Genomic DNA, 26,532 nt, shown 5'->3' with positions numbered 1-26,532 from the left:
AAAAAGATGACTCCCGTACAGTACAGGAATCATCTCCTTGAAGCAGCATAAGTTTTTTTATTAATGTCCTTTACATGGGGTACAGATTATACACGGCACCGCCCTATCTTATAGCCAGACTGGTAAAGAAAAGAAAACCAAGAACAATACGGTCAAGACACCGACGACCGGACTGAGCGATCGATAGCCCTTCTTGAACAAGACAATCATCGTGTAGGCGATGAATCCGAGCCCGATGCCATCGACGATGGAATACGTGAACGGAATCATGATGATGACGAGAATCGCCGGGAAGGCATGCTCCCAATTGTCGAGCGGGAGATGCTTCACGTTCTGGAACATCATCATGCCGATGATGATCAACACAGGCGCAATTGCCGTCACCGGAATGATCGCGAACAGCGGCAACAACAAGAGCGAGACGACGTACAGGCCTGATGTGACGAACGAGGCGATGCCGCCCCTAGCGCCGACCGAGATGCCGGCCGCGACTTCGACCGTCGAGACGGTCGGGCTCGAGCCGAACATGGCACCGGCCATCGTCGACAAGCCTTGGGCGACGAGCCCTTTCGGTGCGTCCGCATCCTTGCTGATGGCGCGCGTCTGATTCTGGATCAGGCTGATGTTCTCGATCAGCAAGACGAGCGTCAATACGCCGACGGCGACTAGGAAGATCGGTGACGCCGACTCGGCGAACGAGACGTTGCCGAACACGGTGCCGAACGACTCGAAGAATGGTGTGAGCGCGAACTCACCAGTCCAGTCGAGCGTGCCCATGACGGCGCTCAAACCGACCCCGAACGCAATCGTCCATAGGAAACTGCTCGGTCCCATCTTCAAAAAGAGAAGGATGGCCACGAAGAGCGACAGGAACGCGACCTGTACCGGCCGTTCCCCGAGGTCTCCGATATGAAGCAGTGCCCCGCCACCGCCCGAGACGATCCCCGCCGCCTCGAGTCCGATCAAGATAAGGAACAGGCCGAGTCCGACCGTCAATCCGTCATGAATGATCGGCGGAAAAGCGTTTGCCAGTTTCCTCGCCACTTTCGTTACTGTCAACAGGACGACGAGCGCCCCTGAGACGAACGAGACAGCGAGCGCGCCTTGCCAGCTCAGCCCCATCTGCAGGACGAGCGTGTACGTGAACAGCGCGTTGATGCCCATCCCTGGTAACAGGAGCAGCGGCAAGTTGAACAGCCCTGCGATGAACGTTCCGATGATGCTTGTCAAAATCGCTCCGACGAGCGCTCCCTCGAACGGGAGTCCGGCTTGTGTCAAGATTGCCGCGTGAACGGCCGGGATGTATGCTGTCGCCAGAAAGTTCAGCACGCCCCCGTATGTTTCTGTTTTCCATTCTGTTTGTTTTGCCATAGGAATCAATCCTTTATTGGCACCCTCACCCACCCATGTGGTTATACACACGAGATTGATTATATCCTGTCTGACCTCTGACATACAAGCCATTATTGGTTCAAATCCATCTTTGGACCTAGTCATGAGACCCATTCGGACGAAAGGTTCAATTTCTAAAATAAGAACAAACGTTCCTGTTTTTAGCATCTTTTCTGACAAGAATCTGCTATAATGAAGAGGCAGGTTAACGCAGCAATAGTGGGGTCAGCCGCCAAGTCCACAATGGAGGAAGGCGGTGGTGCGGATGGAACAACTATGGACCTGGGTCGGCGATTATGTGATCGTCCCGATCCTCGCTCCGATTATCGTTCACTTGGTGTTACACCAAACATCCGATCGTGCAACGTCTGAACGCACAAAAAAATGACCCCCTCGGCGCAATGAGATGGGTCACTTTCTGATTCACTAACCATTGTGGCGGCTGGGCCACTCTTAAAGTGGTAACCTGTACGCCAGAGGCCGGTGTGTCCAGCACCGGTCTCTTTCTACTTGCATCATACCATACTTGTTCCCATTTTTCAGTAACAGAAACACGAAAACGGTGAAGTTGACGTGACGAATGATATCTGGGCGCCAGACATCGATCCGAGAGCAAGCTTCTTGATTGATTGTTCAACAGTTCGAGGCAGAGCAAAGCGCTTTGCCTTTTTTAGATTTCATTTATGACTCCTTTAAGAATTCTTTAAATCTGCCATCTACACTGAAGACAGTTCAAATTCTTAGGAGGTTTATTCCCATGTATAATCAGAATTATTCAGTTATGTTCACAATCGAATCAGGAGTCGTTCTCATCCCACTCGCCATCCTCGGACTCATCACGTTACTCGTCTGGTCGTTTCGCAAGAAACATGTAAAAGCCGCACAAACTATTTTGCTTCTATCATTCGGGATATACTTATTAGGCGTCCTTCACTTCGTGTTTTTCCCGATTGACGTCAATTTAGGAAAGTATGCGAATCAAGTTCCGTGGTGGAGAACGATTAATTTTATTCCGATTTTGACCATCGATGTGTATTCATTTGTGCTGAATGTCGTGATGTTCCTCCCGTTCGGCTGTTATCTTCCATTTTTGAAACCGTCGATCACGAAAAAAGAAGTACTTAAATTAGGATTACAGTTTAGTCTGATCCTTGAACTGATTCAATTATTGGTGCGCACGACACTAGGCAGTGGACGAAGCACGGATGTGAATGATTTATTGGCAAATGCGTTCGGGGCGCTCTTAGGGTTCTTACTCGTTCGCTTCGTCGTCCAATACGCCCCGTTCCGACGTTTGTATCAGAATTTCCAACTTTAATTCGCGAGGGAGTTTCAAGCATGACAAAAATCTTGTTAGTGGATGATGATGTCCAAATCGCAGAACTGATTGATGTGTATGTAAAAAATGACGGGTATCACACGACGATGGCAACCGACGGGGAAATGGCGCTTGACTTGTTCAACCAAGAATCGTTTGACTTAATCATTTTAGATTGGATGATGCCTCGGATGGATGGGCTTGAATTTTGTAAGCGGGTGCGCCAGACGAGCCAAATTCCGATCTTAATGGTCAGTGCCAAAGTGGGTGATATGGATAAAATATTGGGATTGACGACGGGAGTCGATGACTACATCATCAAACCGTTCAATCCGCTCGAGTTGATGGCACGTATTAAAGCATTGCTGCGCCGTTCAAACTATAACCGACCAAGCGAGTCCTCAAGTGTACAAGCTGGCCCTTTCCTCATCGATCGAGCCAGCCACACCGTCATGATGCAAGAGCAGACGATTCGATTGACTGCACGTGAATTTGAGATTTTGTATTTACTGGCGAAACATAAAGGCCGGGTGTATAGCTCTGAAGAAATATTTGAGGCTGTCTGGCAAGAGCATGGCGTCGGGTCGAACCAGACGGTGATGGTTCATATCAGTAACATCCGCGAGAAATTACATGCCGTTGTGCCACATGAGGTCATCATTCATACGGTGTGGGGAGTGGGATATAAAATTGAGACATAATATATGGCGCGTCATAACGTTCATCCCGATGTGGAAACGTCTGCTGTATGTGGTGATTGCGTTTGGAGTCGCCACCCTGAGCGGTGTTCTGTTACTGCCTGCCGTCTGGTACTTTGAGGAGTCTTCACGATTTGTGGAGAGTCTGATCATCGTATTGTCGTATTTCCGGGAAGGTGTCATCGTCATGTTTTACAGTCTGATGGTCATCGTTTGTCTCGTGTTGATCTATCAATATGAGCGTAAACGGTATTTACAGGTTCACATTGAGCGGATGACTTCACTTGTCGAAGAACTCCATGCCAATCGTGATTTGGTTGAACCATCGGTCCCGCCAGAGCTAGAGCGGTTGATGGCGACCGTTCGCGCCATCTCGGACAGTGCGGCAAAAGCGGAGCAGGAATTGGTTCAAGCTGATCGTTTGAAGCACGAGCTCGTGACGAACGTCGCGCACGACTTACGCTCCCCGCTCACGTCAATCACGGGTTATCTTGACTTGATTCACAGCGACCGTTACCGGGACGAGGTGGAATTGCGTCATTACATCCAAGTCATTCATGAGAATGCGATCCATCTGAAAGGATTGATTAACGATATCTTTGACTATACATTTCTACAAAACGACCGAATCGCGCTGCAAACAAGTGAGATCCGTCTCGATGAATTGCTCAATCAGCTCATCATGCAGTCGACGTTACGTCTCTCGGAAGTTGAAATGGAAGCTCGATTCAGTTCCTCAGCCAAGCGACCCATCGTTGAAGGTGATGCGTTGAAGCTCGTCCGTGTGTTTGAAAATATACTCGAGAATGCGATTCGTTACGGTCGTGACGGAACGTATATCGATACGTTCATTGAAGATACGGATGAAACGGTTCTTATCAACATGACGAATTACGGCGAGGAGGCCATCCCATCACGTGACATCCCATACGTGTTTGAACGATTTTTTAGAGTGGAAAAGTCACGCGCACATTACACCGGCGGATCAGGTCTCGGTCTCGCCATCGCCAAGTCCATCATCGATTTACATGAGGGCGAGATTCACGTGACGAGTCAGCCAAGAGAAACGACGTTCACAATCATTCTCCCAAAAGTCTCTTCCAATGCTGTTCATGAACAATCATGGCCCGTGTGACCTACACGCGCCATGATTTTTGCATTCACACCAAACAGGATCAACTTCAAGCTTATGTCGGAGCGAGCCCTCAAGCCGATTAAAAAAGACGAGCCACTCGCAACACGCGAGTGGCTCGTCGATCACCTGACCGGGCTATCCGTTAGCCCGGTGTTTTCATATCTTCCTGTACCGTATAGCGGGAGAACCAGTTCAGCATGGCTTCTGCCTCTTGTTTCGGGATGTCCTCGATCATCTCATTCGATAGCAAGCCACCCCGTGTCGAGAACAGGACGTTACATACATCGAAACGGCGTTGGAGTGGCGTCTGTGTCACTTGGACCTGTTCGATCCGCGGCTTGTCCGTCAAGAATGAACTGACGTTGAAGGCCCCTGTCCGCAGCTCGATGAACTGACCGTTGCGAGCGTAGCGCGTCGTCATATAGCTCAATAGGCGACCGCCGATAATGATGGCCCACAGTAGGACGAGCCACCAGGCGTAATCGCGGAAGAAATACAAAACGACACCCGAGACGATGAGTCCGACCCAGCTGATGCGTAGCAGTTTGACCCAGAGCGAACGTTTTGGCAAGCGATGAAGCGTGTCAGACCAGACGAACTGGTCGAAGTGCTCGTTCAACACGGTCATCGCCCGCTCCCGTTTCACGAACGGGAGGATGGTTGACGATTCGTCTTTCAACTCGTCCATCGTCCCGGCCGCGACGAGTTCGACACCGACGATGTTGAACCAGCGCCGAATGAACGTCTCTTTGACCCGGACCGCTTGAATCTTCTCGTATGGGATCTCTTTAGCGGAACGGTTGAGCAGTCCTTTCTCAACGCGGATGCGGTCCCCGCGTCGTTCGAGCCGGAAGTTCCCGTATTTCAAGAAGTTGATGACCATGCCGATGACGACCGACAATATCAGGACCGTCAGGACGAGCAGGCCAATCGCGATAATCGACGCGTGGACGACCCAATCGCCGATTGTATCGAACGTCCCGTCGAGATTGATGAAGTCATCGATGGACGAGATGATTGTCGAAGCGACAGGGAAAATCGCGAAGACCGATAGTGATGTCAACGAGGCGATAATGATTTCTCGTGTCGATAGTGCATATAACAACCGACTTGCCGGCTTTTCGATTGATAGCGGTTCTGACGTTGCTTCAGCCTCTCCTTCTATCGGTGAGGCAGTTTCTGTTTTCCGATGACGGACGTGGTCGAGAATGTCCTCGAGCCGCTTCGCCTCGTTCGGGAAGACACCGGCCAGCTTGAACGAGGCATCGTCACTGTTCGCGTTCGTGTCGAACGTCAATTCGACGACGCCGAGCAAACGGTACAAAAATGGGCTGTTCGAGTGGACGCTCTGAATCTTATAGAGCGGAAGCGACTTCTCTTTCTTGATCCAATTACCGTCGATGATGTATACCGTCTTCTCATCGAGCGCATACCGGAAGTTGAGCCAGCCAAAGAACTTCTGCAGGACATCGAGCCCGAGAAAGAGCAGAATCCCGACCCGCAAGATGATGCCGAACGTCGACTCCCAGTCATTGTTCAAGACGAACAAGATAATGAGTGGGATGGCGAACGACTTGATGACCTCTAATACCCGTAACAGTAAAACGCGGCTCGGCAGCCGATGCCACGTGAGGGCGGCTTCCGTCATACGACATCCTCCTCCTCGATGCGGGCGTAGATCGCAATCTGTTCACGAAGCGTCTTCGCGAACGACTCCTCGATTGCATAAATGTCGTGAGACCCGGCCGCCGTTCCAATCGTGATCGTCTGCAAGCCGTACTTTCGTAGCAGCGGGCCTTGCTGGGCGTGGACGTATTGTACTTTCGTCATCGGGATCAACACGTCGTTTGTCGTGATGACGCCATGATGCAAGCGAATCTCGAGTGGTTTCACATCATACGTGAACCGCTCTTGCTTCCATTTTTGGAAGACGACAATATCAATCACACTATAGATGAGGTCGATGGCGAGTAAGGCGTACATCGTATATTGCAGCCATGTCGGCCAGTCAAAATAAAGCGCGGCGGCGACGAGGCCACCTGTGATGACGAGCCCAATGAGATAAAAGATCGCGCTCGACAGTCGGAAGACGGTGCGTGCCTCGATTGGCAATGTGCCGCTGAATGATGTCGGTGTTGTTTCTATGTCTGACATTGGTGTTTCCCCCTATTCGTTCGGACGTTTGTCCTTCTCTCTCTTTAGTATACGCCGTTTTTCTGAAAAAGTTTCATTTCGACACGGGGAAAGTGGTGAGCTGTTCGTTGATTAGCTGAAACCGATGCGTATCCTCAGGCTCGACTTCCTCGACGATTGTGGTTAACGCTTCATGGGCAGAACGTTTCAACGCATCTGTGATTCGTCCGGTCAGTTTGATTGAAGCGAACGCGCTCGCGAGGATGACGACGTCACACACGAAACGATCTCCGTTCAACATCCAGTCGTCCGGCGTCGAGATGTCTTCCTCGAGCCAGTCAGACAGGACGGCATACGCCCCTTCCAGAAAATCGAAGTCCTGCTCTTTTCGAAGCGCTTCTCCGAACATGTCGAGGACGTCGGCCCCTTCATCGCTCCCGAACGGCGCGAACTCGTCCGTACAGTCTAAATAAAAGTCTTCCTGGAAATGTTGCATAAACGCCGGGTGGGCCGTCAACGGATGCGGGCCGATCTCTGGGTCATCTAAGTAAAGATGGTTGTCCCAGTCGTACTCGACCTCAACGTACCCTTTCTTTAGTTTTTGACGGACGAGTTTGTCGGCTTCTTTCTTACACTCTTCTGCCGTATCAAAAGACTTTAGTTGGACTTTACCGACCGTACCGAGCTTTCCATACTGGACGACGAACTCGTCTGTGCCGACGCGGATGTTCCAAAATTTTGTAGTGTGCAGTAAATGGACCTTCATTTGCCACTCCCCAATAATATTTATTATGTTTTCATTATACGGTGAATTAGCCAATCTGGTGATTCGCTTTTAAATGTATTATTTTTCAATTGTTAACATTTTTTTATTATAAAGGAATATATAAGTATACATTGAATTCCTTTAAGAAGACTAAGTTATCATAGAGACTTATCGATGAAGGAGGGCTTATGCAGAAAAGAAAAATGTATTATTTCATCATATCGACCTTAATCATCGTCGCTTTATTTAAAATCGGGGGTACTTTCCTTTATACAATGATTGTAGATCGCCCGACCCAACAAGACATGTCGGGAAATCCAAGGTACATCGACGGTGAATTGGCAACCTTTAAAGATAAAACAGAGAATCTAGAGGATACTAATGATATACCGAAGTGGTATGATCTTTTGTCGAAAGAACGGTTTGAGAAAAAGACGTCTGGTGAAGACCAAGGGGATACTTCAGACGTCCTGAAATGGGCCGTTATAGCTTTCTTGCTCATTTTATTTCTCAAGAACTACAAGCGCGTACACGATTGGTGGGATAAACGGCGACGCAAAGCGACATCGTCCTCAGCTGACGAGAGACCATTATCATCTCGAGCCAACATGAACACGGTGACCAATACAACACCAACCTTTCTCTATGCCTCTGATACTGAGCTTGGGAAACTACTCGTGGAGTTGAATGACACCTTGAGCGACACTCAAAAACGAAAACCTCACGAGACCGTCTCAGAGTGGTTTGCACGCATTCGATTCGAACAATCTGTGAAACCTTATGCCGATGTGCGATATGGAGAACTGAACGTGATCGACGAGCGCTCACTTCATGATTTCAAAGTATCTGTCAGACAGTATATACAACACTACAAAGGAGAGAAATCTTGATGAACATTCGTACGATGATTGAGGAAATCAACCAAGTCTATTTGGGCAACCCGACAGTAGTAGAGTTGTGTGTGACGTCGCTGTTGGCAAACGGACATGTGCTCTTAGAAGATGTACCTGGCACCGGGAAAACGATGTTGGCCAAGACGTTAGCGACGAGTTTCCACGGCGACTTTTCAAGAATTCAGTTCACAGCCGACTTATTACCGTCAGATATTGTCGGTTCAGATTTTTTCAATCTAAAGACGCAAGAGTTTGAAAACAAGCAAGGCCCGATCTTCGCCAACATCGTGCTCATCGATGAAATCAACCGGGCCGTCCCACGTACCCAGTCCGCATTGCTCGAAGCGATGGAAGAACGACAGGTGACGGTCGGGGGCAAGACCTATCAACTTCCTACCCCATTCTTCGTCATCGCGACGCAAAACCCGATTGAATCATCTGGCACCTTCTCTTTGCCTGATGCGCAGCTTGACCGGTTCATGATGTGTCTACATACAGGGTATCCGACCGAAGAATTCGAACTTCAATTGCTGGAGGAATCCGTCACCGAGACCCGTAAGGCGGTATTGGCGAATGTCGATTTCGAGCAACTCCTGCAATATCGAGCCGATGCCATGAAAATCCACATCTCGAGAGACGTGTTACGCTATATCGTCTCGATCGCGACCGCGTCACGTAGTCACCGGAACGTTCAGACGGGGATCAGTCCACGTGCGACGATCGCGCTCTCGAAAGCCGCTCAAAGCTATGCCTATATCCAAAATCGTGACTATGTCACACCAGAGGACATCAAGTTCTTGGCCCCATACGTTTTCGCTCATCGGTTGACACTGACGCTCGAGGGCGAGATCAAGTCCTCGAAGGCCATGGTCATGGAAGAAATCTTGTCGACCGTCCCGGTCCCGGTCGAGATGGGCATGTGACTCCGATGAACATCACGACCAATGTATTTTTTTTGCTTGAAAAACGAATCCAAATCGTCTTATTTTCAGTGATGATCATCTTGTTGTTCGTGCCGTACCTCTCGATTCTTTCATTCGTTCTCGCTGTTTTTTTGGCGGCAAGTCTTTATATCGAGCGTTACACGAAACGACTGACTGCACAAATGGACGTCACGTGGAGACAGTTCGACTCGATTCTGTTCAAGAACGAAAGTTGTAAGTTCACCCTTGAACTGGCGAACGTGCACCTCTTAAACGACATGAGCACGAAAACATATATACGTACGCCAAAGGATGGACCTTACGTCGTGAACTTAGAGGGGCATACGGAATCCATCATCGAATTGGACGAGCTGCCATCTGATTTCGTCTTCGAACTTACAGGTAATCGAAGGGGGCCCATCGAAATAGCTGAAATCTCCATCACGATTAGCTTGCCTCTATCGTTAGGGACGCTGACACTCTATTTGCCTCCCCCTTTACGTTGGACGGTCTATCCATCGATTTCAAGTACTCATGCGCAGCGTATCCGCTCACACCTGAAGCTTGGTGAGCGCGTCTCTAAATATTCTCCAATTAAGGATCGGTTACTACAAATCTCCTCGAAACCCTATGAGGATGAACCGTCTAGACAAATCGACTGGTATGCGACGGCGAAAAAATCGACTTTGCAAACGAAACTGTACCAGCCGGTCAATCAAGACATGTTCACGGTGTACCTCGATTTGTCAGCTTCGAACGGGATCGGCCTTCATCATCAGTTCGAAGAATTGATAGAGGATACGGCATTGGTCAGTCGGGAATTGATTGAAAGCGGCGGGAAGGTCGAGCTATTTGTGAACCGATTAGATCAAAAGGGACATGTCAATCACTTGAGCATCCAAGAAGGGGCGAAGCAGCTTAAAAACATCCTCGCTTTACTCTCTAGTCTATCGGAGCAAGATCACTATATGGGTTCAACCCGTTTCTCGCCTTACGTGACGAAAATAAAAAACAAGCAAGCTCAGCTCATAAAAATAGCATCACCTAACTGACTTTTTAAAAGCCCAGTTAGGTGATGCTATTTTTTTACCTTTTTTAGTCTTCAAAGAACCACTTCTTACGCGGTTCCACTTTCAGGTTGTCCCCGTGCTTCTTCATCTCGGTGATGAGGTAGCGTTCGAGCTCATTCATCGCCTTGACCCAATCCGTCATCGTCGCGACGAGCGGGACGACGGTAAGGATGAGGTCTTCCTCTTCATCCCGCATCTTCTCAATCATCAACTTCGCGAAGTCGAAGTTCTCGTGAATCAAGTCCTCTTCCCGGTCGATGATGTGCTCGTTCTCTAATTCATAAGCCGAGAATAGACGCTCATGCCGTCTGAGCAAGTGCCGCATATGACGCATCAGTTCGTCCTCGAGCTGGGGCGGTAGATGTTCGAGCGTCAGAAAATCGTCATGCAGCTTGTCGAGCACGTGGATAGCTGCACTGTTCGTATCGATCATCTTCGACTTCAAGACGGCCCGGCGATAAATCGGCGTCTTCTTCTCGAGCCAGCGGTTGGCTTTAATCTCTTCTTCAAAGAAGTCGTACGTCGTCTTTGAGGCTCGATGTTTCTTTTTCGTCTCATCGAGTGACTCAAATGACGAGCGTCCTCCCTCTGTTTCCGAGAACAGTCGCGCGATGCGGACGGCCATTTGGGAGACGGTCGCGATCTCGTCCTCAAGCTTCCGCTCATAGCGCGGCGGGAACAAGAGCGCATTGACGACAAGCGCCACGGTGATCCCCATCATGATGAGCAAATAACGTTCACCGGCGAACATCCAGACGGGCATGTCCGACTGGCTCGCCCCTTCCATAATCAGAATCGTCGTCAAGATGACGGTCCGGGTCGTCGACTCGAGGTTCAAAAAGAGAAGGATCGAGATGGCGATGATGATGACGACTCCGATGGCGATTGGGGTCGGGTTCGGCGTCAACATTAATGAGAAGACGGCGAGCAAAGCCCCGATCAAGTTCCCTTTTAGTTCTTCTAATAGCCGGACACCCGTCTGATAAACGGACGGCAATAATGCGAGCGAAGCCGCGAGTGCCGGTACGACAATCTGTTGAAATTGAAATGCCTCGGCGATGAGCAATACCAAGGCGACGGATATCCCGGTCTTGATGGTTCTAGCTCCAAATCTCATGCGGTGTCGACAACGAAGTGTCTTCCTCCCTTATACACGTCTTAACTTTTTGTATCCCACTTACCCTGCCCTGAAACCTCACAACTTCAAGCCGTTGTCTCCTGTTTCGATAGCGCTTCCGTGGTATGATGGCGTTGGATATTTTCTTTAATCTTGATTGGGAGGGGTTTACTTGTCAACCATTGCTTTATTTGGAGGGAGCGGCCGCACGGGGATGCGGTTGCTTGAACGTTTGTTAAAAGACGGCCACGACGTCCGACTGTTGTCACGTCGCGAGGTCGAACCGAGGGATCGTCTCACGGTCATCATTGGTGATGCGACCGATGCGGATGCCATCGCAGAAACGGTGAAATCGGCCGACGTCGTCATGTCGGCGCTCGGTACGGATAAGCAGGACGTCTTGTCCCGCTTCACGCCGTTCATCATCTCAGCGATGCAAGCAGCCGGGGTCACGCGCATCTTGACGGTCGGGACGGCCGGCATCTTGCAGGCACATGATTCTGACAACTATCGTTTCGAGACCCGTGAGTCGAAACGTTCGATGACGACCGCGGCCGAGGATCACGCCCGGGCATATGAACTGCTCGATGCATCAACGCTCGATTATACAATCGTCTGCCCGACCCAATTGATTGAAGACGCGTCCGTCGGGAACATCGTCATCACAGCTGACGTGCTCGGGACACAGAACTCGGGACCAATCTCGCGTGACGATGTAGCAGATCTCGTCATTCAAGCCTGGGAAAACAAATCATATCGTAGACATCGCGTCGGCATCACGACGGAATCATAAGTAGGGGATGGGGATTTATGAACGAACAACGCATGCGCCTCGCGCAATTGACCGACGTATTTGACACACAAACTGAGACCGAGTCGGCTCGTCTCGCCAAGACCGCACTCCGAAAAGTGACACAAAACGAGATTTGGATCGCGGTCTGTGGTCATTTCTCGGCCGGTAAGTCGACACTTCTCAACAATTGGCTCGGGGACGGTGTGTTACCGACGAGTCCGATTCCGACGAGTGCGAATATCGTGACGCTTCGACATGGGGAAATCGGGGCATCCGTCGCCGTCAACGATACAGATTGGATTCGACTCGCGCCGGATGAGCTCGACCGTTTGAGCGACTACTGCAAAATCGAAGAGATTAAAGAAGTCGAGTACGCCCTGCCCCGCTTCCCGTTCGGAAGCGACGTCGTCCTCATGGACACGCCCGGAATCGACTCGACCGATGAACGGCACCGTCAAGCGACGGAACGCTCGCTCTTCCTCGCCGACCATCTGTTCTTCATGATGGACTACAATCACGTCCAATCCGAACAAAACATCAAACTGATGAAACAGTTTAGTGCCGAAGGGCGTCCCTACTCGATCATCATCAACCAAATCGATAAGCACGATGAAGGAGAGCTTCCATTCAGCACGTTCAAACGCTCGCTCGAGACCGCCTTCACCCGTCATGCGATCAATCCGGACGATATGTTCTACATCTCGCTCCGTGAGCTCGATCACCCGGAAAATGAGGTCGAACGCCTCCGGACGTACGTCCAAACCGTCATCGACGCCGCGCGGGAACATGCGGAAGCGCGCGCCGACTTGCTCGTTGACACGTTGCTCGCCCGGTCCACTGGTGCGCACGACGCGCTCCTGAACGAGTTGCCGGTCATCGAGAAGCAGCCGACGGAGATTCAAGCCCGCCTGCAACGTCTCGACAAAAAATCGATATGGCTCACCGCGTTCCGCCGCGAGTTCTTCAAACACCAGACACCGATTGTCGCGAGCGCGCCAATCATGAACTACGAGTTCCGCGAACTATTGCGGGACTATCTCGAGAGTTGTGCACCGGAGTTCAAAGTCGGCCTGTTCTTCTCAAAAGAGAAGACACGACAGGAACACCTCCGTCGTGAAGACATCGCCGTCAAGGAATTCAACCGGTTGATTGATACGAACCTTCGCCCCCACTTGATCAAGTACGCCGAAGACATCGTCCGTGATTTGAAACTGCCCGAGGCGATTTTGTCCCGTCCGGATACGTTACCGACTGCACCGAGCGCGCTCATCAGTGACCAAGTGAAGTCCGGCGCATCGCTCAGCGGTGACACGGTGCTTCAATTCAGCCGCGACATCGAGTCGGCTCTCGCCTCTTGGGTGACGAAAGTGTCCGAACCGTGGGTCACGTCCGTCGAAACGTATCTTGAGGCCGAAGGTAAAGACCGAATCCATGCCATCGAGACCGAGCAAGATGAGTTGTATGACATGCTCGATACGTTGGCGCTACAACGTCAGCTGGCCGAACAGCGAGACGAGCTTATCAATTACACGACACGTGACCTCACCGATTCGCGTATGACGGACCTTGAGACCCGTCACTACGTCACGGCCGACCAATTGCCGCAGAAACAAGTCGAACATCAGCAACAAGAAGTTGCTTCGACCTCGCTTTTGGTGGATGATATCACCGCTTTGTCGTTTGATTTTTCGTATGAATATGCGGTATGTGAAATATTGGAGAACCATCCGTTATTCAAGTCACGCGTCAAATCGCTCCGTCATAAATTGGCCCGGGCCGAATCCGAGACGTACACGCTCGCCATCTTCGGGGCGTTCTCGTCCGGCAAATCGTCGACGTTGAACGCGTTGCTCGGTGAGACGGTGCTCCCGACGTCACCGAACCCACTGACGGCGTCGATCACGAAAATCGTGCCGCCGAACGGCCGTGCCAACAAGAGCGCGTTGATCACGTTCAAGACACGTGCCGAACTCGAGGCCGAGCTGAACGGTTACGGGGCGTCACTCGACGCACTCCATCTCGACCACCCGTTCGTAAACGCCGTCAAGAACGCTCCCCTGTCCTATCTCGGTAGCCAGGAGACGGTCGACTATGACACGTTCTGCTCGTTCGTCACGGAGGAAGAGAAGAGCTGTATCGTCAAAGAGATCGAGCTCGCCATCGACTCCCCTTGGGCCGAGCGCGGCATCATCTTCGTCGACACGCCGGGTGCCGACTCGCAGTTCAACCGTCATAGCGAGGTGCAGTTCGGCTATATGCGTGACGCCGATGCTGTTTTATTTGTGACGTACTACAATCACGCTTTCACCGAGGCCGACCGTGAACTCGTCATCCAGCTCGGACGGGTCCAAGGGACAGGTGACCATCACATGTTCTTCCTCGTCAACGCATCAGATTTGGCGGCCGATGAGACGGAACGGCTTGCCGTCACTGATTATGTGTCGAACCAGTTGACGAAGCTCGGTGTCCGTCATCCGACGGTGCTACCGATTTCGAGCCGGAACGCCATCCAAGGCACGGACGCAGGATTCGAACGATTCTCGGCCAAGCTTGAGCAATTCGTCGACCACGATTTGCGTCAGGCGAACGCGGTCCGCATCAAAGATGAGGCACATGCCCTCGTCACCGCGTTCGAGGACGTCGTCCGCGAGGCCGAAGCGGATGCGAGCGTCAAGGCGGCCCGCCGTGACAAGCTCGAACAAGTGCGCACGTCTGACAATTGTCTCAACGTCACGACGCTCGAAGACCCGTTCAAGCGCGAGACGGACGAGTTGCTCGCCCACCTCGAGACCCGCTCGCTCCTCCGGCTGTCGGACTTCGTCAAAGAGACGTTCCATCCGGTCGAGGTCGATGGATCGAAGGCGAGCCTCGAGCGCGCCCTCAGCCGGACACTCGACAAGTATGCGTATGACATCCATCAAGAGTTGCAAGTGTTCCAATATCGGCTCGAGCGCTTCTTGAAACGGGAGACGGAACGCTTGATCGAGCGCGAGACGCTCAAACTGCGTCCGCTCCTGCCGACGTTGTCGTTCGAAGATGACATCGACATCGATTGGCTCCGCGACGCCGTCGACCCAATCACGTTCGAGGCGGCCCCTTTCCGTCCAGTCTTGAAGCACTATAAGAATGCGAACCAGTTCTTCGAAGGCGATGGCCGGACGAAGTTGCGCGACGACTTGAGCGCCCTGTTGAAGACGGCGGTGCGTGAACAGCTTGCGCGCGTCGGAAGTCATCAAGTCGAACGGACGGCGACGCACCTTGCCGCGCTCGAGACGACGCTCAGCCAGGACTGGGACCGTGAAGTGAACGACCTCGTCGCCGGTGAATTGAGCGTGCTCTCGGACGGACAATCGTTCCAAGACATGACACAGCGCCTCGCTGCGCTCAGAAAGGACTGAACGCATGGGTTCTTTGTTGCTCGTCGGCCTGATTCCGGCCGTCATCATGACGGTCGCACTCGGCTTGTTTATTCGCCACCTGTATCTGAATAGAGAGTAGACTTTCAAGGATGGGACCGAGACCGGCCCCATCCTTTTTTCATGTCGTCATGAACGGATTTCAAACCACTCCTTGACGGTCCCATAGCTTTTCGACGTTCACGAGTTCATGTTGATCGAACGTCACTTTATATATGTCCGGCATATCGAGTTCTTTCCAGAACGTATAGCCGTATTTGTCATCGAAGTAGTTCAACATCAATACCATGATATTCCCGTGCGTACCGATTGCGATTCGCTTTCCTTCGTATTGGTCGAGTAGTGCCTGAATCGCACGGACTCCCCGCTTTTGAGCGACAACGTTCGATTCGCCGCCTTCCCATGTAAAAGTAGGATCTTCCCACACTTTCGTCATCGCCAACGTGAAATCTTCCGCCGGTTTTGTCGTCAACATCCGTTCCCGCAAATCGTCCATGAGTAGCACTTCTGTTCCAAGCTGGTTAGCAATCCCTTGGACGGTTTGAATAGCTCGTTTATATGGACTCGAAACGACGAGTTCGATCGCTTCTTTGCTTAATATGTTTGTGATGTGAGGCACGTCACCCGCCCCTCTTTCAGATAAAGGTCTCGTCCACTCATCGGCTGTATATGTAGAGTGTGCATGTCTTACGAAATATAAGGTCGTCATGTCATCGTCTCCCGTTCTTTGGATGTCATCATTCACTATCATTCCACTGAAACTTATTGTAAAATTATCCAGCGCCACTTTAGTATACCCCTTAAATTGTTAAATACTGTTGATTTTGCTTCGAACCATACAGCTTTTCATAGTGTTACATACAACTCGATCGTCAGGTACAAACAGATAGGACAGATGCGTTTGAATAAACAGACGGAAACCAATAAAAACCGCTTGGGAATACCATGCCTATGAATTTTGGCAAAAGCGCGATGGCACGCCAGCAGGCAAGGCAAAAGAAATTTTAAAAGACCCACGAGCCAGCTTGAAAAAGCACCAAGAATTTTTTCATGACGTGGATGGACTGAATGTGGCCAATCTATGCGGGTCGAACGGAAGAAAAGCCGTCCCGCTGTCGTTGATGGGGGCGAACGTCACCATCTTCGATGTATCCGAAGAGAACAGAAGATATGCACTGGAATTAGCTGCCTGTGCCCAGACGAGAATCGACTATGTGTTAGGTGATGTCTATGACCTCGATGTAATCAAATATGAAGGCCGATTCGATCTTTTTTATTTAGAGGGCGGTATCCTACATTACTTTGATGATCTCGAGCGATTATGCGATATCCTTTATTCCATCCTAAAACCGGGGGGAAGCATGATTTTAAGTGATTATCATCCTCTCAAAAGATGCATTGGTCCTGAGTCTACATTTAGGCCCGTCTATTTTGATAACGGATTGCATGAAGAGAGCATCGCGTTTAAATCGTTTTTTGATGAAAACGAACAACAGGACTTCCCTCATGTTTTGCTGACACATCATACGCTGAGCGACATCATGAATTCGGTGATCACCGTCGGCTTTCAAATCCGTCGATTTGACGAACATCGAGGTTGGAACGATGAGAATATCCCGTGGGAGTTCACGATGGTGGCCGCAAAAGGTATAGGTTGAACCTAGAGCGAAGTATTCACATAATGGACGCTTCGCAGTTTGCTACCATTGATTGTTTCACTCACCAGTCAATCCTAATATTTCAACATCCCAATCGCGTAAAAAGGAGAATATGATGAAGCCGATTCTAGTTATATTGCGAGGCAATTCTGGTAGTGGAAAGACGACCATCGCCAAACAGATTCAAAAGAACTTTGGACCTGAAACGATGCTCGTCTCTCAAGACGCAATTCGAAGGGATATCTTACATACACGTGACAAAGACAATAACTCATCGATCGAGCTGATTGAACGGATTGCGTTATATGGAATGGAACGCTGTCCGATTGTAATCCTCGAAGGAATCCTAATCAAAGAACGGTATGGAAAGATGATATTGAACCTGATTGACGCCTTTAATGGAAATGCGCTCGTCTACTATTTTGACTTATCTTTAGAAGAGACTTTCAAACGACATCGAACAAAAGGTGACGACCTCGAGTTTACCGAACAGGATTTAATGAAATGGTATCGTGCTGAGGATTGGTTAGGTGTGAACAATGAATCCATATTGACCTGTGAACTGTCTAAAGAAGAGATTGAAAGAAATATTATTACCGATATTCAGGAAATCTATTTAAAACCATAAGTTTTTTGGTTGAATACATACATCCATTGAATCTGATGATTCGATACGTATTCTGGGAGGACTAAACATGTATCCATTGAAAGGAAAAGTCGCGCTCGTCGCCGGTGCTTCGCGTGGCGCCGGGAGAGGCATTGCCTTGGAACTCGGGAACGCCGGCGCGACCGTTTATGTGACGGGAAGAAGTTCTGGTTCGAAACGAACGGACGGTCGACCGGAGACGATTGAAGATACGGCCTCTGCCGTCACGTCACGTGGAGGGACTGGCATCGCTGTCCCATGCGATCATACAGATGAACAAGAACTTGAACGCCTTTACGCTCGAATCAAATCAGAACATGGTCGAATCGATCTATTAGTGAATAGCATCTTCGGCGGTTCAGAAGATTCGGTGCCTCGGGGACAAGGACGACATTTTTGGGAGAGACCGAACGAGCATTGGGATGCGATGATGGTCGCAGGACCAAAGGCTTATCTCTCAACAATTCGACACGCCGTCCCGCTCCTTCAAGCAAGTGAACAGGCCGTCGTCATCAACATCACTTCGTTCACAGAAAGCGGAGTCGCCAGCAATCTGTATTATGATTTGGCCATGAACACCATCAATCGGATGACTTATGTGATGGCCAAGGAGTTCGAAGCCCTGAACCTGAAGATTTCGGTTGTCGCCTTGAGCCCCGGCTGGATGCGGACGGAACGTGTCCTCGACGCCGGCTTCAAACCAGAGGACGGGACGACAGAGACGACAGCCTACGTCGGTCGTGCCGTCGTCGCGCTCGCGAACGATTTGGACAAAAATCTTTATAGCGGTCAAACCCTCACTGTCGCGGCGCTGTCCGAGCACTATGGCTTCACAGATATCGACGGGTCTCGTCCTTCACCGTTCTGAACAGTAACATACGTAGTCATGGCTTCAAATATTTTTATGATGTCTGTATAGAAGGGAGGAAAAGGAATGAAACACCACATTCATATAGTAGGCGCTTCCGGCTCCGGGACGTCAACACTTGGCGACGCGTTAGCGAACGTGCTGCCGCATACTCATCTCGATACAGATGACTATTTCTGGATCACCAAATTCACCGAACCGAGACCCGTCCCTGAACGACGCGAAATGCTCAAGGAAGAGTTGTTCCACTCTGAACAGTGGATTCTGTCAGGGTCGCTTGTCGGTTGGGGCGACTGCTTCATGCCCTATTTGGATTTGGTTATCTTTTTATGGATTCCGCCCGATGTTCGTTTGGCCAGATTGCAACAACGGGAGTTCAAGCGCTATGGAGCAGCGGCACTAGCTGGCGGCAGTCTATACGAGCAATCGCAAGCGTTTTTGAGATGGGCCGCCCTTTACGACCATGCCGGGACGGAAGTGAGAAGCAAGACGTTGCATGAACAATGGCTTGCTGAACTGGCTTGTCCCATCCTAAGGATCGAAGGCGACCACTCGACAGAGGAACGGATCGCAATGATCATGGATGTGTTAAAACAGGATCAGCATCAATGATATTCCTTCCCGAATCTGATTTTGGTGAAATGAATTTCAGCGCTTGCGGGAGGGAACAACAGATTACATACGAATACCTCGGTCCCATCCAACATGTAACTCGAGACAGCGATATCGTGCATAAAGTAAGGTAGCTGTAATCTAGTTAATTCTTTGATGGGTGCCACCCGGTCGTTCAAAGGAGCAGAGATGTCGACTTTAATACACCCTAAAAATTCGATTTGATGATGATAACTCTCATTTTCTTCTTCGATTTTGATTAACACTTCATCTCCATAGTACCGACACTCACACCCGAGCACACGAGAGTCCCAATAATATATCTTTTCAAATTCCGCTAAAATTTCTTGAACGTTCATTGTTAAATCCTTCCCCTCTATTCAGAATAAGAGCCTCGGGCACATGCTCGAGGCTCTTTGTTATGCGTCAGCCGGATACCGCACGTCGATGCGCTGCCGGATATCAGTCATGACGTCCGCGAGTGTGAGCATATCGGCAAACGAATGGATCTCGGTCTCCCGCTCCCCTGCTTCAATCATGTTCACGAACGTTTGAATCTCGTACGTCATATGGCTCTCCTGTTCTAAGCCGAGTTCGACGGTCGTCCCGTCGCGGCCAACGAATGTCAAGCGGTCGATCGAACCGATATCGTCAATCACGATGCGCCCCGCTTCCCCGATAATCTCGGTCGGTGCGTCCGTGCCATGGATCTTCGAGTGGAGCACGATGATGTCCATCCCGTCATACGACAAGATGGCCGAACCACTTCCGTCGACACCTGACTCGAGCTTGACCGCGTTCGCTTGCACGCCGTCCGGTCGACCGAACAGCTTCAAGGCCGGACCGAGGCAATAGACGCCTAGGTCCATCAGTGAACCGTTCGAGAAGGCTGGATTGAACGTGTTCGGGTTGTCCCCGCGCTTATACAAGTCATAGCGTGACGAGTATTGCGACTTGTTCAAGATGACACGCCGGACCGGTCCGACGCGATGGAGTTCTTGACGCAACACATCGAAGTTCGGCATGAACAGGTTGCGGAGCGCTTCGAGCAAGACGACGTCATGTTCGCGCGCCGTCTCAAGCATCTGTCTGACTTCCTCGACGTTCGAGGCGAACGGTTTCTCACAGAGGACGTGCTTGCCGTGGCGGATGAAGAGCAGGCTCTGCTCGGCGTGGAGCGAGTTCGGGCTCGCGATATATACCGCATCAATCAACTCACTGGACGCCATCTCCTCGAGCGAGGTGAACGTATGTGGAATATCAAATTCTTCAGCGAACGTTTTCGCGCGCTCGTCTGTCCGGGAATAGACGGCGGACACGGATGCGCCTTCGACTTCATGGGTCGCTTCAATGAAAGAACGGGTGATAAAGTTCGTGCCGATGATACCGAATCGAATCATAGGAAAATCCCTCTTTTCTTTAAGTTGTGATGACTTTGATAAGCATGATTTCGTCATGGAGCGGGATACGGTGCTCCCCAATGACGGGAATCGACGGTTTATGTAGCCTGGCCGCATCGACCGCACCCGGGATGATCCGTGCGAAGCGCCAGCCTCGGCGTTGGTAAAATGCGAGCGCTCCCAGATTGTCGTTCGTCGTGATGAGCGACAGCCGTTCGAGCTGATGTTGCTTGGCCACTCTCTCCACTTCATCGAGGAGCGCCGAGCCGATGCCACGCTTCTCCTGGAGGCTGTCGAGCGAGATGATCTCAATCTCGTCTTCCCGAATGACATACGTGACGAGGCCGATGATGACGTTCGTTTCCGACCAGACAAACCCGTCAAGCGTGGCGCAATCATACGTCCCGGTCGAGATCACCATCTCAGGTGTGCCCCAGGCATCGATAAAGAATGCACGGACCGCGTCACGCGTCGAGGAGGTAATCGGTTCAATCATCGCAAATCACTCCGCCTCTCGGGCAAGTGACGGTTTTGATGCACTCGCCTCGGTGTAGATGCGGAACTGTTTAAACTGTTCATCGTAAATCAGGCGAATCGCCCATTTGAACGCCTTCACATATAGGGCATATAGCCAGGATGAAGGGATGAGTGAAATCCGAATCGTCACATCCGTCCCGTCCGTTGTCTCGCTCAACGTATACGTCGCAATCGACACCCCTTGATTCGTCACCGCCTGCACCTCGCATTCGTGAGGACGATTGACATGGGTCAACTCGGATTCGACCCGAATCTCTTTTTTCTCGAACTGTTGGACCGAGATGAACCGTTTTCCCGTCACGAGTGAGGCGTCACCGTCCTCATAAATATTTTCGATCAAATGGTCGTTCCATTTGATGATATGTTCGTCTTCTGCGAGACAAGCGAACGTGTGGTCAATCGGTGCGTCGATTGTCATCGTATATGTAGCCACTTCGAGTTGTTTCACATCAAATCCTCCTTCATCGATCGACATTCTTTTTTTCATTACGTTAGACAAGTTCTTTTTCAAAACAGACATACCGTTCATGCCCTTTCGGTTTCGAATCGAAATGGACGCTTCCACGTTCCACGTAGCCGTGTCGTTTGTAAAAGCTGCAGGCTGCCTCATTCTCTGAGAAGCTGTCGAGCCGGATGCTGGTGTAACCTTCCGCTTTCGCCAACTGTTCCGAGGCATGCAACATGGCTTTTCCGATGCCTTGACCTTGCCGCTCCGGGTGCACCATCAAGGAATGGATGACGAGCGGATGGTCGTGACGCCAGTCGATCGCCTCCCATTCGTGCGACTGCCATTGATCGAGTACAACGACTCCGAGCAACTCCTCACCGTGTTTCATGATATAGACAGAATCGTCTTTGATACATTCCTCAAAATAGGCGCGGTTCGGATACGTGTCGTCCCATTGAAAAATCTGTCGGGTGAGCAAATCGTCTTTACAAGCGAGATACAGTCGTTCGATTGCAGTTAAATCTGATGGTTTGGCTAATGCGATTGTGTTCATTCCAATGCTCCGTTCTTTAGGGTGACTATCTTTTATTGATGATCCGCTCGTATTTTTTATACTCGTCGTGGTCCATGCTTAGACCGAGCAGCTCAGCGATTGTGTCTTGTCGCCACGTGGTCGGATTAAAATACTGCGATCCCGTGTTGAACCAGCGCCCCTTTTGATCGAATCCCCACGTATACTTCACCCGGTCAAGCCCTTGCTGTAGAAGCATCTTTCCTTCTGCTGGATGGGCTCGCAAGCGATGTTCGCCGAGACGCATATATGGTTCGACGGCCCACGGGCATCGTTCAATCGCTCGTTGAACATATGTATAATCGAAATGATCGATGTCTCTCTTCGCCAACGCAATACAAAGCAAGCCGCTCACTTCTTCTGGCCCTTGTTCGATGAGCGACTCTGCTAAGGCGACGTGTTCGTCTGTGATGACAAAGTCATTCCAACCCGTCCAATATAAGGCGAGCGCGAAATAGAACGGGTCATTCGGATGAAACGTATAGGCAGTGAGACCGAAGCTATTCACCCGGGCAAAATCTTCGATGGTATCAATCAACTCATACCCGATGAGCATGTCCCATCGGCTGTTATCGGTCGGGTCCATCATCACATGATCAATCAACATCTGCTCGATGCCTCGGGTTTGTTGAAGGTAATGTTCAAGCTGTTTGAACTGGTTTGCCTCAACGTAGGCGTCGATGGGATCCATCATCGCCTGTTGCTCCACCGAGAGGGTCTCGTTGCCTGAATACAGCTCAAAGATATTCCCTACGTTATAATCATTCAAAGATGTGTTCTCCTCTCCCACGTCGCTTTCCACGATGAGCGCTAGTAATTCTGTCGATATGATTGCGTTTTTAGAAAAAGAATTTATCATATTCGTTGCTATATTTTTTTAAAAAAGATATCACATGCGGTATTTGAAATAAAATTATTCAAAATACTCTAGAATGGTTTCTGGGTCATATTCCAACCCTACCAGCTCGCTCGACCAATCGAGGCCGCACAGCAGCTCATCATCCGACATGTTCGGCAACCAGCGTTCAAGGAATAGCTCGACCGGCAACTCGATCACATGATAGTCGGCCCATTCTTTAACCCGGCACGCGAGCGCAAGCTCTCGTGACGAAAAGAATAACAGGACGTCTGTGTCTTCGACGTGCGATGGTGCGTACGCCCACCCCTCGTCTTGCTCCGCAGATAATCCGAAGACGAGTCCATTCTTCTCGACTCGTTCGCAAAATGTCTCGAGCACGTCGCTTTCCGCCTGCGTCACTTCGACGAACGCCTCAAACGAATGCGCCGCCACCTCGAGGTCATTTATCTCGTGCCACCAGGCGTAAATCGTCTCCCGGTCGTCTTTCAAAAAACCGAGCTCATCACCGGATCCGTTCGTCGCAAGCGTCACGAACCCATGCGGTAACTCCTCTTGTTTCAATTCGTTGGCTCGAATGACGTCATCCCATGTCTTATTGAAAAACCGCTCGTCCTTGATCGGATAAAAGAACCAATCCCCAAGTTCGAACTTGTTCTCATGACCCCATGCGTCACGTAAGCCGTCCGGGAAGCGTGACCCCACTTGTTACTCTACCTGTTCAATCGTTTCGACCGAAATTCCTGAAAGATTCGTATCAAGCCTCATCTCATCGCCTTCTTTCTAACATCAATAACATGAGTATACTGAATTTACAAAAAAGAGGGAATTGATTCCGACAAGTTGATTCAATAATGATCACGATTCTGTTGCGCCAAACGTTTGTAAAACGTAAAAAAGGACCTATAGACAAGGTCCATCGTCACGAGAAATCATTCGGTTGTAAGTTGTAACTTCTTAGTCGATTCAACGACTACCTATATGCGTCATCACTCGTTAACGAGCTGAACGCCGCTCACTTCATAATCACCGATTTGAATGAAGTGGAACCGTTCACCCTCCCCTAACCCTCTAGCAGTTCCCGAAAACTCAGCTACAACGTCAGGGCGTTTGCGTGCACCGAACGGCCACTTGTACAACAACCCGTCTTTTACGAAGTAGCCGACCTGTCCTTGAATCGTCAGCGCCGAACTGTCGTGAAGTCGCTTCGGCGTCTTATACTTGTTGAGTCGACCGGTTAAATCAACATGAATCAAGTCATACCAAATCGACGGACAGAACCATACCCCGGTTTGATTTGCTTGCAACAATTCGCAGTCGACAATGGTCGGCGGACGTACAAAATCTGACTGATAGCGTTGTAACACTTCCCCTGTCCTCGAGAAACAGACGAGTGCCTCGGTGGATATCCCTTCCCCGAACACCCCTTCATCGGCATAGCCGATCCAAATCCCCGTGTCGTTGACGGCGACAGCTCCGATGGCGTTGCCCGCATGGAACGAATGAAGTATCGACCCTCGCCCATCGATAACCCAGGCGTTGCCGGGTGTACCTTCGTGCGTCACATCGACGACGAGAAACGTTTCTGAATCAAGTAGACGGATGAATGGCGAACTCAAATGAAACGGCAGTCGTATCATTCGCTCATTCCAATAGACGACCTGGCCATCCTGATCCACCAGAACAATCACTTCACCACCTGATAAATCGGCATCAATTATGCTAAGCCTATCCATTTTAAATAACGTCTCAACTTGTAGCTCCATCCAGTTTCACCTCCCATATTCACTGCTATCTTGTTGTTCAATCGAACACGATGAATCGTTTATACGTTTACTCAACGAGCTAGACGGTCTTGATACTGCTCGAGCCTTCTGCGGAAGCGGTCAACTTCTTTCGGTGTCACCGAATCTGTCATTCCATAGCGCTCTTCCAAATATGGCTTGAAATCGATGTCCGTCAATTCGATGCGCCGTGCCCACTCTAAAACCGTTTCTGTCGGCAACCATTTCTTCGCCGGCGGTAACGCCTGATTGAACGTGATGAGCGCGTCTCGAATCGTCACACCGGTCCAAGCCGGTTCTTCGACACTCGTCATCGAGCTCGGGACTGAATGACGCGAGAACGTCCGCGTCGTGAACGAAGCTGTTTCGTCAGCTCGCTTGCGGTGCTGAAAACGAATGTTAGCGGCAAAAATCAGTACGCTAAGCAATACACAGGCTAGTATCAACACCCAATAGAAGAGGCCATCGCCTCGTTCGATGACGGTAGTCACAGAATCAATCGTATAATCCAAATAGTCCAGTTTCAGACGAGACTGTTCTTCTTCTTTCGGTATCCTCATCTTTCCTTCGGACGACTCCATCAAATACTCAGATTCTGCCGGTGTCGGTCGCAACTTTAACCCCGAGGTCGGAGGCTCATACCACCATTCCATCAACAAGCTGATGAGACGAAGTCCAATAAAGACCGTTCCTACTGTCAGCACTGCGGTCAAACCAAGCCGAATCATCCAACGCATGTTGTCGCCTCCTCTAGGGATGACTTACATCACATTGTATCATTGGACGTTTCCACTTGGAATAATCATTCAGCACGACTCTAGTCATCGTTTTACAGAAGATGCATCTTAGCGACCTGACTTGTTGGCCGCAGCTTTAGAATCTCGGTCGCTAATTCGTTCGCTTCATCATCCGTCATTAATTTGTCGGGAATCGCATTGAAAAAGAGCAAGTATTCCTTTAGATCTATGCGACTAGAATCAAGCACGACAGCACGTTTCGCATGTTCGTAGGCCCGTTCATAGGCATGAGGATGGTGACAGAACGGTTGGCTCATGAGAAGCGACGCAGCCTCTTCCCAATCCGCAGTCTGCTCAACTTGAATCTGATCGCATACGATTTCGTAGACCGCTAAATCATCCGTATCAAACGCAACTTCAAGAAATGTATCTAACACCACTTCGTGAGCGAGCGGCTTCACTAGACGTTGAACGGTCGCTCGGTCATTTGAGAGGATCGCCTTGTGTAGTTGTTTTTTCAGGCTCATTTGAACGCTTGCCCCTTCCTTGATGATTCATCAACGCTCTTTTTTTCATTCATTTCCGTTTAAAACCTAGCGCGATGGAACGAAGAATCCTCGATTTGTTTCCGCAACTATCACACGCTATAATCATTGGCTCATCACCATAACACGTGGTTGCTATTTTAACGACCAAGCTCGAAGCGTAATCTCAAAAAGAAACGTTCGAGGTTTCGGTAGCCATAACCACGGCGTTTGATA

The 26,532-nt window shown here is 50.2% G+C and carries 29 protein-coding genes; 13 read left to right on the top strand and 16 right to left on the bottom strand.

Features of this window, described 5'->3' with window-relative positions; genetic code table 11:
• Nucleotides 1–108: 108 nt before the first annotated feature.
• Entirely contained in the window at nt 109–1,371 is a 1,263-nt protein-coding gene (locus KNP71_RS14945) for an NCS2 family permease (protein ID WP_214830995.1), read from the bottom strand.
• Nucleotides 1,372–1,657: 286 nt separating this feature from the next.
• Between KNP71_RS14945 and KNP71_RS15950 the strand changes: the two genes are divergently transcribed.
• From KNP71_RS15950 to KNP71_RS14930, 4 genes are all read left to right on the top strand, one after another.
• Entirely contained in the window at nt 1,658–1,780 is a 123-nt protein-coding gene (locus KNP71_RS15950; RefSeq protein WP_255417482.1) for a hypothetical protein, read from the top strand.
• 369 nt (nt 1,781–2,149) lie between these two features.
• Nucleotides 2,150–2,710: a VanZ family protein gene (locus KNP71_RS14940; protein WP_214830993.1), complete on the top strand. Its 561-nt coding sequence runs from the start codon at nt 2,150–2,152 to the stop codon at nt 2,708–2,710.
• Nucleotides 2,711–2,730: 20 nt separating this feature from the next.
• On the top strand, nt 2,731–3,411 hold the full coding sequence (locus KNP71_RS14935; RefSeq protein ID WP_021067428.1) for a response regulator transcription factor: 681 nt from the start codon (nt 2,731–2,733) through the stop codon (nt 3,409–3,411).
• The gene (locus KNP71_RS14930; protein ID WP_251132827.1) at nt 3,401–4,543 is read left to right on the top strand and encodes a sensor histidine kinase; all 1,143 of its coding nucleotides are present in this window, start codon (nt 3,401–3,403) and stop codon (nt 4,541–4,543) included. Before KNP71_RS14935 ends, KNP71_RS14930 begins: the two co-directional genes overlap by 11 nt.
• Before the next feature lie 142 nt (nt 4,544–4,685).
• Here the strand turns inward: KNP71_RS14930 and KNP71_RS14925 are convergent, their stop codons facing one another.
• The 3 genes from KNP71_RS14925 to KNP71_RS14915 form a co-directional block, all read right to left on the bottom strand.
• The gene (locus KNP71_RS14925; RefSeq protein WP_214756619.1) at nt 4,686–6,191 is read right to left on the bottom strand and encodes a PH domain-containing protein; all 1,506 of its coding nucleotides are present in this window, start codon (nt 6,189–6,191) and stop codon (nt 4,686–4,688) included.
• The gene (locus KNP71_RS14920; RefSeq protein WP_214797479.1) at nt 6,188–6,697 is read right to left on the bottom strand and encodes a PH domain-containing protein; all 510 of its coding nucleotides are present in this window, start codon (nt 6,695–6,697) and stop codon (nt 6,188–6,190) included. Before KNP71_RS14920 ends, KNP71_RS14925 begins: the two co-directional genes overlap by 4 nt.
• A gap of 73 nt (nt 6,698–6,770) precedes the next feature.
• The gene (locus tag KNP71_RS14915; protein WP_131472719.1) at nt 6,771–7,442 is read right to left on the bottom strand and encodes a WGR domain-containing protein; all 672 of its coding nucleotides are present in this window, start codon (nt 7,440–7,442) and stop codon (nt 6,771–6,773) included.
• A 188-nt stretch (nt 7,443–7,630) separates the two neighbouring features.
• Between KNP71_RS14915 and KNP71_RS14910 the strand changes: the two genes are divergently transcribed.
• The 3 genes from KNP71_RS14910 to KNP71_RS14900 are packed head-to-tail and all read left to right on the top strand — an operon-like array spanning nt 7,631 to nt 10,310.
• On the top strand, nt 7,631–8,332 hold the full coding sequence (locus tag KNP71_RS14910; RefSeq protein ID WP_131472721.1) for a hypothetical protein: 702 nt from the start codon (nt 7,631–7,633) through the stop codon (nt 8,330–8,332).
• On the top strand, nt 8,332–9,258 hold the full coding sequence (locus KNP71_RS14905; protein ID WP_131472723.1) for an AAA family ATPase: 927 nt from the start codon (nt 8,332–8,334) through the stop codon (nt 9,256–9,258). The genes KNP71_RS14910 and KNP71_RS14905 overlap by 1 nt, the downstream gene beginning before the upstream one ends.
• A 5-nt stretch (nt 9,259–9,263) precedes the next feature.
• A complete protein-coding gene (locus KNP71_RS14900) occupies nt 9,264–10,310 on the top strand; it encodes a DUF58 domain-containing protein (protein WP_131472725.1) in 1,047 nt (348 codons plus the stop codon).
• A 43-nt stretch (nt 10,311–10,353) separates the two neighbouring features.
• Here the strand turns inward: KNP71_RS14900 and KNP71_RS14895 are convergent, their stop codons facing one another.
• Nucleotides 10,354–11,445 carry an FUSC family protein gene (locus tag KNP71_RS14895; RefSeq protein ID WP_114166163.1) on the bottom strand — a complete coding sequence of 364 codons (1,092 nt, stop codon included), beginning with the start codon at nt 11,443–11,445 and terminating at the stop codon, nt 10,354–10,356.
• 172 nt (nt 11,446–11,617) lie between these two features.
• On the opposite strand from KNP71_RS14895, the gene KNP71_RS14890 reads away from it, so the two are divergent.
• Both KNP71_RS14890 and KNP71_RS14885 read left to right on the top strand, forming a co-directional pair.
• Nucleotides 11,618–12,238 (top strand): NAD(P)-dependent oxidoreductase, encoded by a 621-nt coding sequence (locus KNP71_RS14890; RefSeq protein WP_211779474.1) that lies wholly within the window; start codon nt 11,618–11,620, stop codon nt 12,236–12,238.
• Nucleotides 12,239–12,255: 17 nt separating this feature from the next.
• Nucleotides 12,256–15,636, top strand: coding sequence for a dynamin family protein (locus KNP71_RS14885; RefSeq protein WP_214797478.1), 3,381 nt, complete (start codon nt 12,256–12,258; stop codon nt 15,634–15,636).
• Nucleotides 15,637–15,796: 160 nt separating this feature from the next.
• On the opposite strand, the gene KNP71_RS14880 is transcribed toward KNP71_RS14885, so the two are convergent.
• Nucleotides 15,797–16,363 carry a histidine phosphatase family protein gene (locus KNP71_RS14880; RefSeq protein WP_214797477.1) on the bottom strand — a complete coding sequence of 189 codons (567 nt, stop codon included), beginning with the start codon at nt 16,361–16,363 and terminating at the stop codon, nt 15,797–15,799.
• 316 nt (nt 16,364–16,679) lie between these two features.
• On the opposite strand from KNP71_RS14880, the gene KNP71_RS14875 reads away from it, so the two are divergent.
• The 4 genes from KNP71_RS14875 (at nt 16,680) to KNP71_RS14860 (ending at nt 19,438) form a co-directional block, all read left to right on the top strand.
• Nucleotides 16,680–17,312, top strand: a complete 633-nt coding sequence (locus tag KNP71_RS14875) for a class I SAM-dependent methyltransferase (protein ID WP_251128658.1) — start codon at nt 16,680–16,682, stop codon at nt 17,310–17,312.
• 79 nt (nt 17,313–17,391) lie between these two features.
• Entirely contained in the window at nt 17,392–17,940 is a 549-nt protein-coding gene (locus KNP71_RS14870) for an AAA family ATPase (RefSeq protein WP_483299264.1), read from the top strand.
• Nucleotides 17,941–18,007: 67 nt separating this feature from the next.
• Nucleotides 18,008–18,826 carry an SDR family NAD(P)-dependent oxidoreductase gene (locus KNP71_RS14865; protein ID WP_214797475.1) on the top strand — a complete coding sequence of 273 codons (819 nt, stop codon included), beginning with the start codon at nt 18,008–18,010 and terminating at the stop codon, nt 18,824–18,826.
• Between the two features lie 66 nt (nt 18,827–18,892).
• Nucleotides 18,893–19,438 carry a P-loop NTPase family protein gene (locus KNP71_RS14860; RefSeq protein ID WP_214797474.1) on the top strand — a complete coding sequence of 182 codons (546 nt, stop codon included), beginning with the start codon at nt 18,893–18,895 and terminating at the stop codon, nt 19,436–19,438.
• Here KNP71_RS14860 and KNP71_RS14855 read toward each other — a convergent pair.
• The 10 genes from KNP71_RS14855 to KNP71_RS14810 all read right to left on the bottom strand — a co-directional run bounded on the left by KNP71_RS14855 (nt 19,432) and on the right by KNP71_RS14810 (nt 26,298).
• Nucleotides 19,432–19,797 (bottom strand): hypothetical protein, encoded by a 366-nt coding sequence (locus tag KNP71_RS14855; RefSeq protein WP_214797473.1) that lies wholly within the window; start codon nt 19,795–19,797, stop codon nt 19,432–19,434. The two genes, KNP71_RS14860 and KNP71_RS14855, sit on opposite strands and share 7 nt — an antisense overlap.
• Before the next feature lie 60 nt (nt 19,798–19,857).
• Nucleotides 19,858–20,838, bottom strand: a complete 981-nt coding sequence (locus KNP71_RS14850) for a Gfo/Idh/MocA family protein (protein WP_214797472.1) — start codon at nt 20,836–20,838, stop codon at nt 19,858–19,860.
• 19 nt (nt 20,839–20,857) lie between these two features.
• Nucleotides 20,858–21,334, bottom strand: a complete 477-nt coding sequence (locus tag KNP71_RS14845; protein ID WP_214716207.1) for a GNAT family N-acetyltransferase — start codon at nt 21,332–21,334, stop codon at nt 20,858–20,860.
• A gap of 6 nt (nt 21,335–21,340) precedes the next feature.
• Nucleotides 21,341–21,823: an SRPBCC family protein gene (locus KNP71_RS14840; protein ID WP_034777574.1), complete on the bottom strand. Its 483-nt coding sequence runs from the start codon at nt 21,821–21,823 to the stop codon at nt 21,341–21,343.
• A 43-nt stretch (nt 21,824–21,866) separates the two neighbouring features.
• Entirely contained in the window at nt 21,867–22,376 is a 510-nt protein-coding gene (locus KNP71_RS14835; protein ID WP_214827461.1) for a GNAT family N-acetyltransferase, read from the bottom strand.
• 25 nt (nt 22,377–22,401) lie between these two features.
• On the bottom strand, nt 22,402–23,163 hold the full coding sequence (locus KNP71_RS14830) for a hypothetical protein (protein ID WP_214797470.1): 762 nt from the start codon (nt 23,161–23,163) through the stop codon (nt 22,402–22,404).
• Between the two features lie 144 nt (nt 23,164–23,307).
• Nucleotides 23,308–23,955 carry a DUF2750 domain-containing protein gene (locus tag KNP71_RS14825; RefSeq protein ID WP_131472743.1) on the bottom strand — a complete coding sequence of 216 codons (648 nt, stop codon included), beginning with the start codon at nt 23,953–23,955 and terminating at the stop codon, nt 23,308–23,310.
• A gap of 284 nt (nt 23,956–24,239) precedes the next feature.
• Nucleotides 24,240–25,016 carry a hypothetical protein gene (locus KNP71_RS14820; protein ID WP_131472745.1) on the bottom strand — a complete coding sequence of 259 codons (777 nt, stop codon included), beginning with the start codon at nt 25,014–25,016 and terminating at the stop codon, nt 24,240–24,242.
• 71 nt (nt 25,017–25,087) lie between these two features.
• Nucleotides 25,088–25,771 (bottom strand): hypothetical protein, encoded by a 684-nt coding sequence (locus tag KNP71_RS14815; RefSeq protein ID WP_131472747.1) that lies wholly within the window; start codon nt 25,769–25,771, stop codon nt 25,088–25,090.
• A gap of 92 nt (nt 25,772–25,863) precedes the next feature.
• A complete protein-coding gene (locus tag KNP71_RS14810; protein WP_051627722.1) occupies nt 25,864–26,298 on the bottom strand; it encodes a hypothetical protein in 435 nt (144 codons plus the stop codon).
• Nucleotides 26,299–26,532: the final 234 nt, after the last annotated feature.

It is taken from the genome of Exiguobacterium sp. s56, assembly GCF_018618255.1.
GTDB lineage: Bacteria > Bacillota > Bacilli > Exiguobacteriales > Exiguobacteriaceae > Exiguobacterium > Exiguobacterium chiriqhucha.
This window is presented reverse-complemented; position numbering and strand designations above follow the sequence as displayed.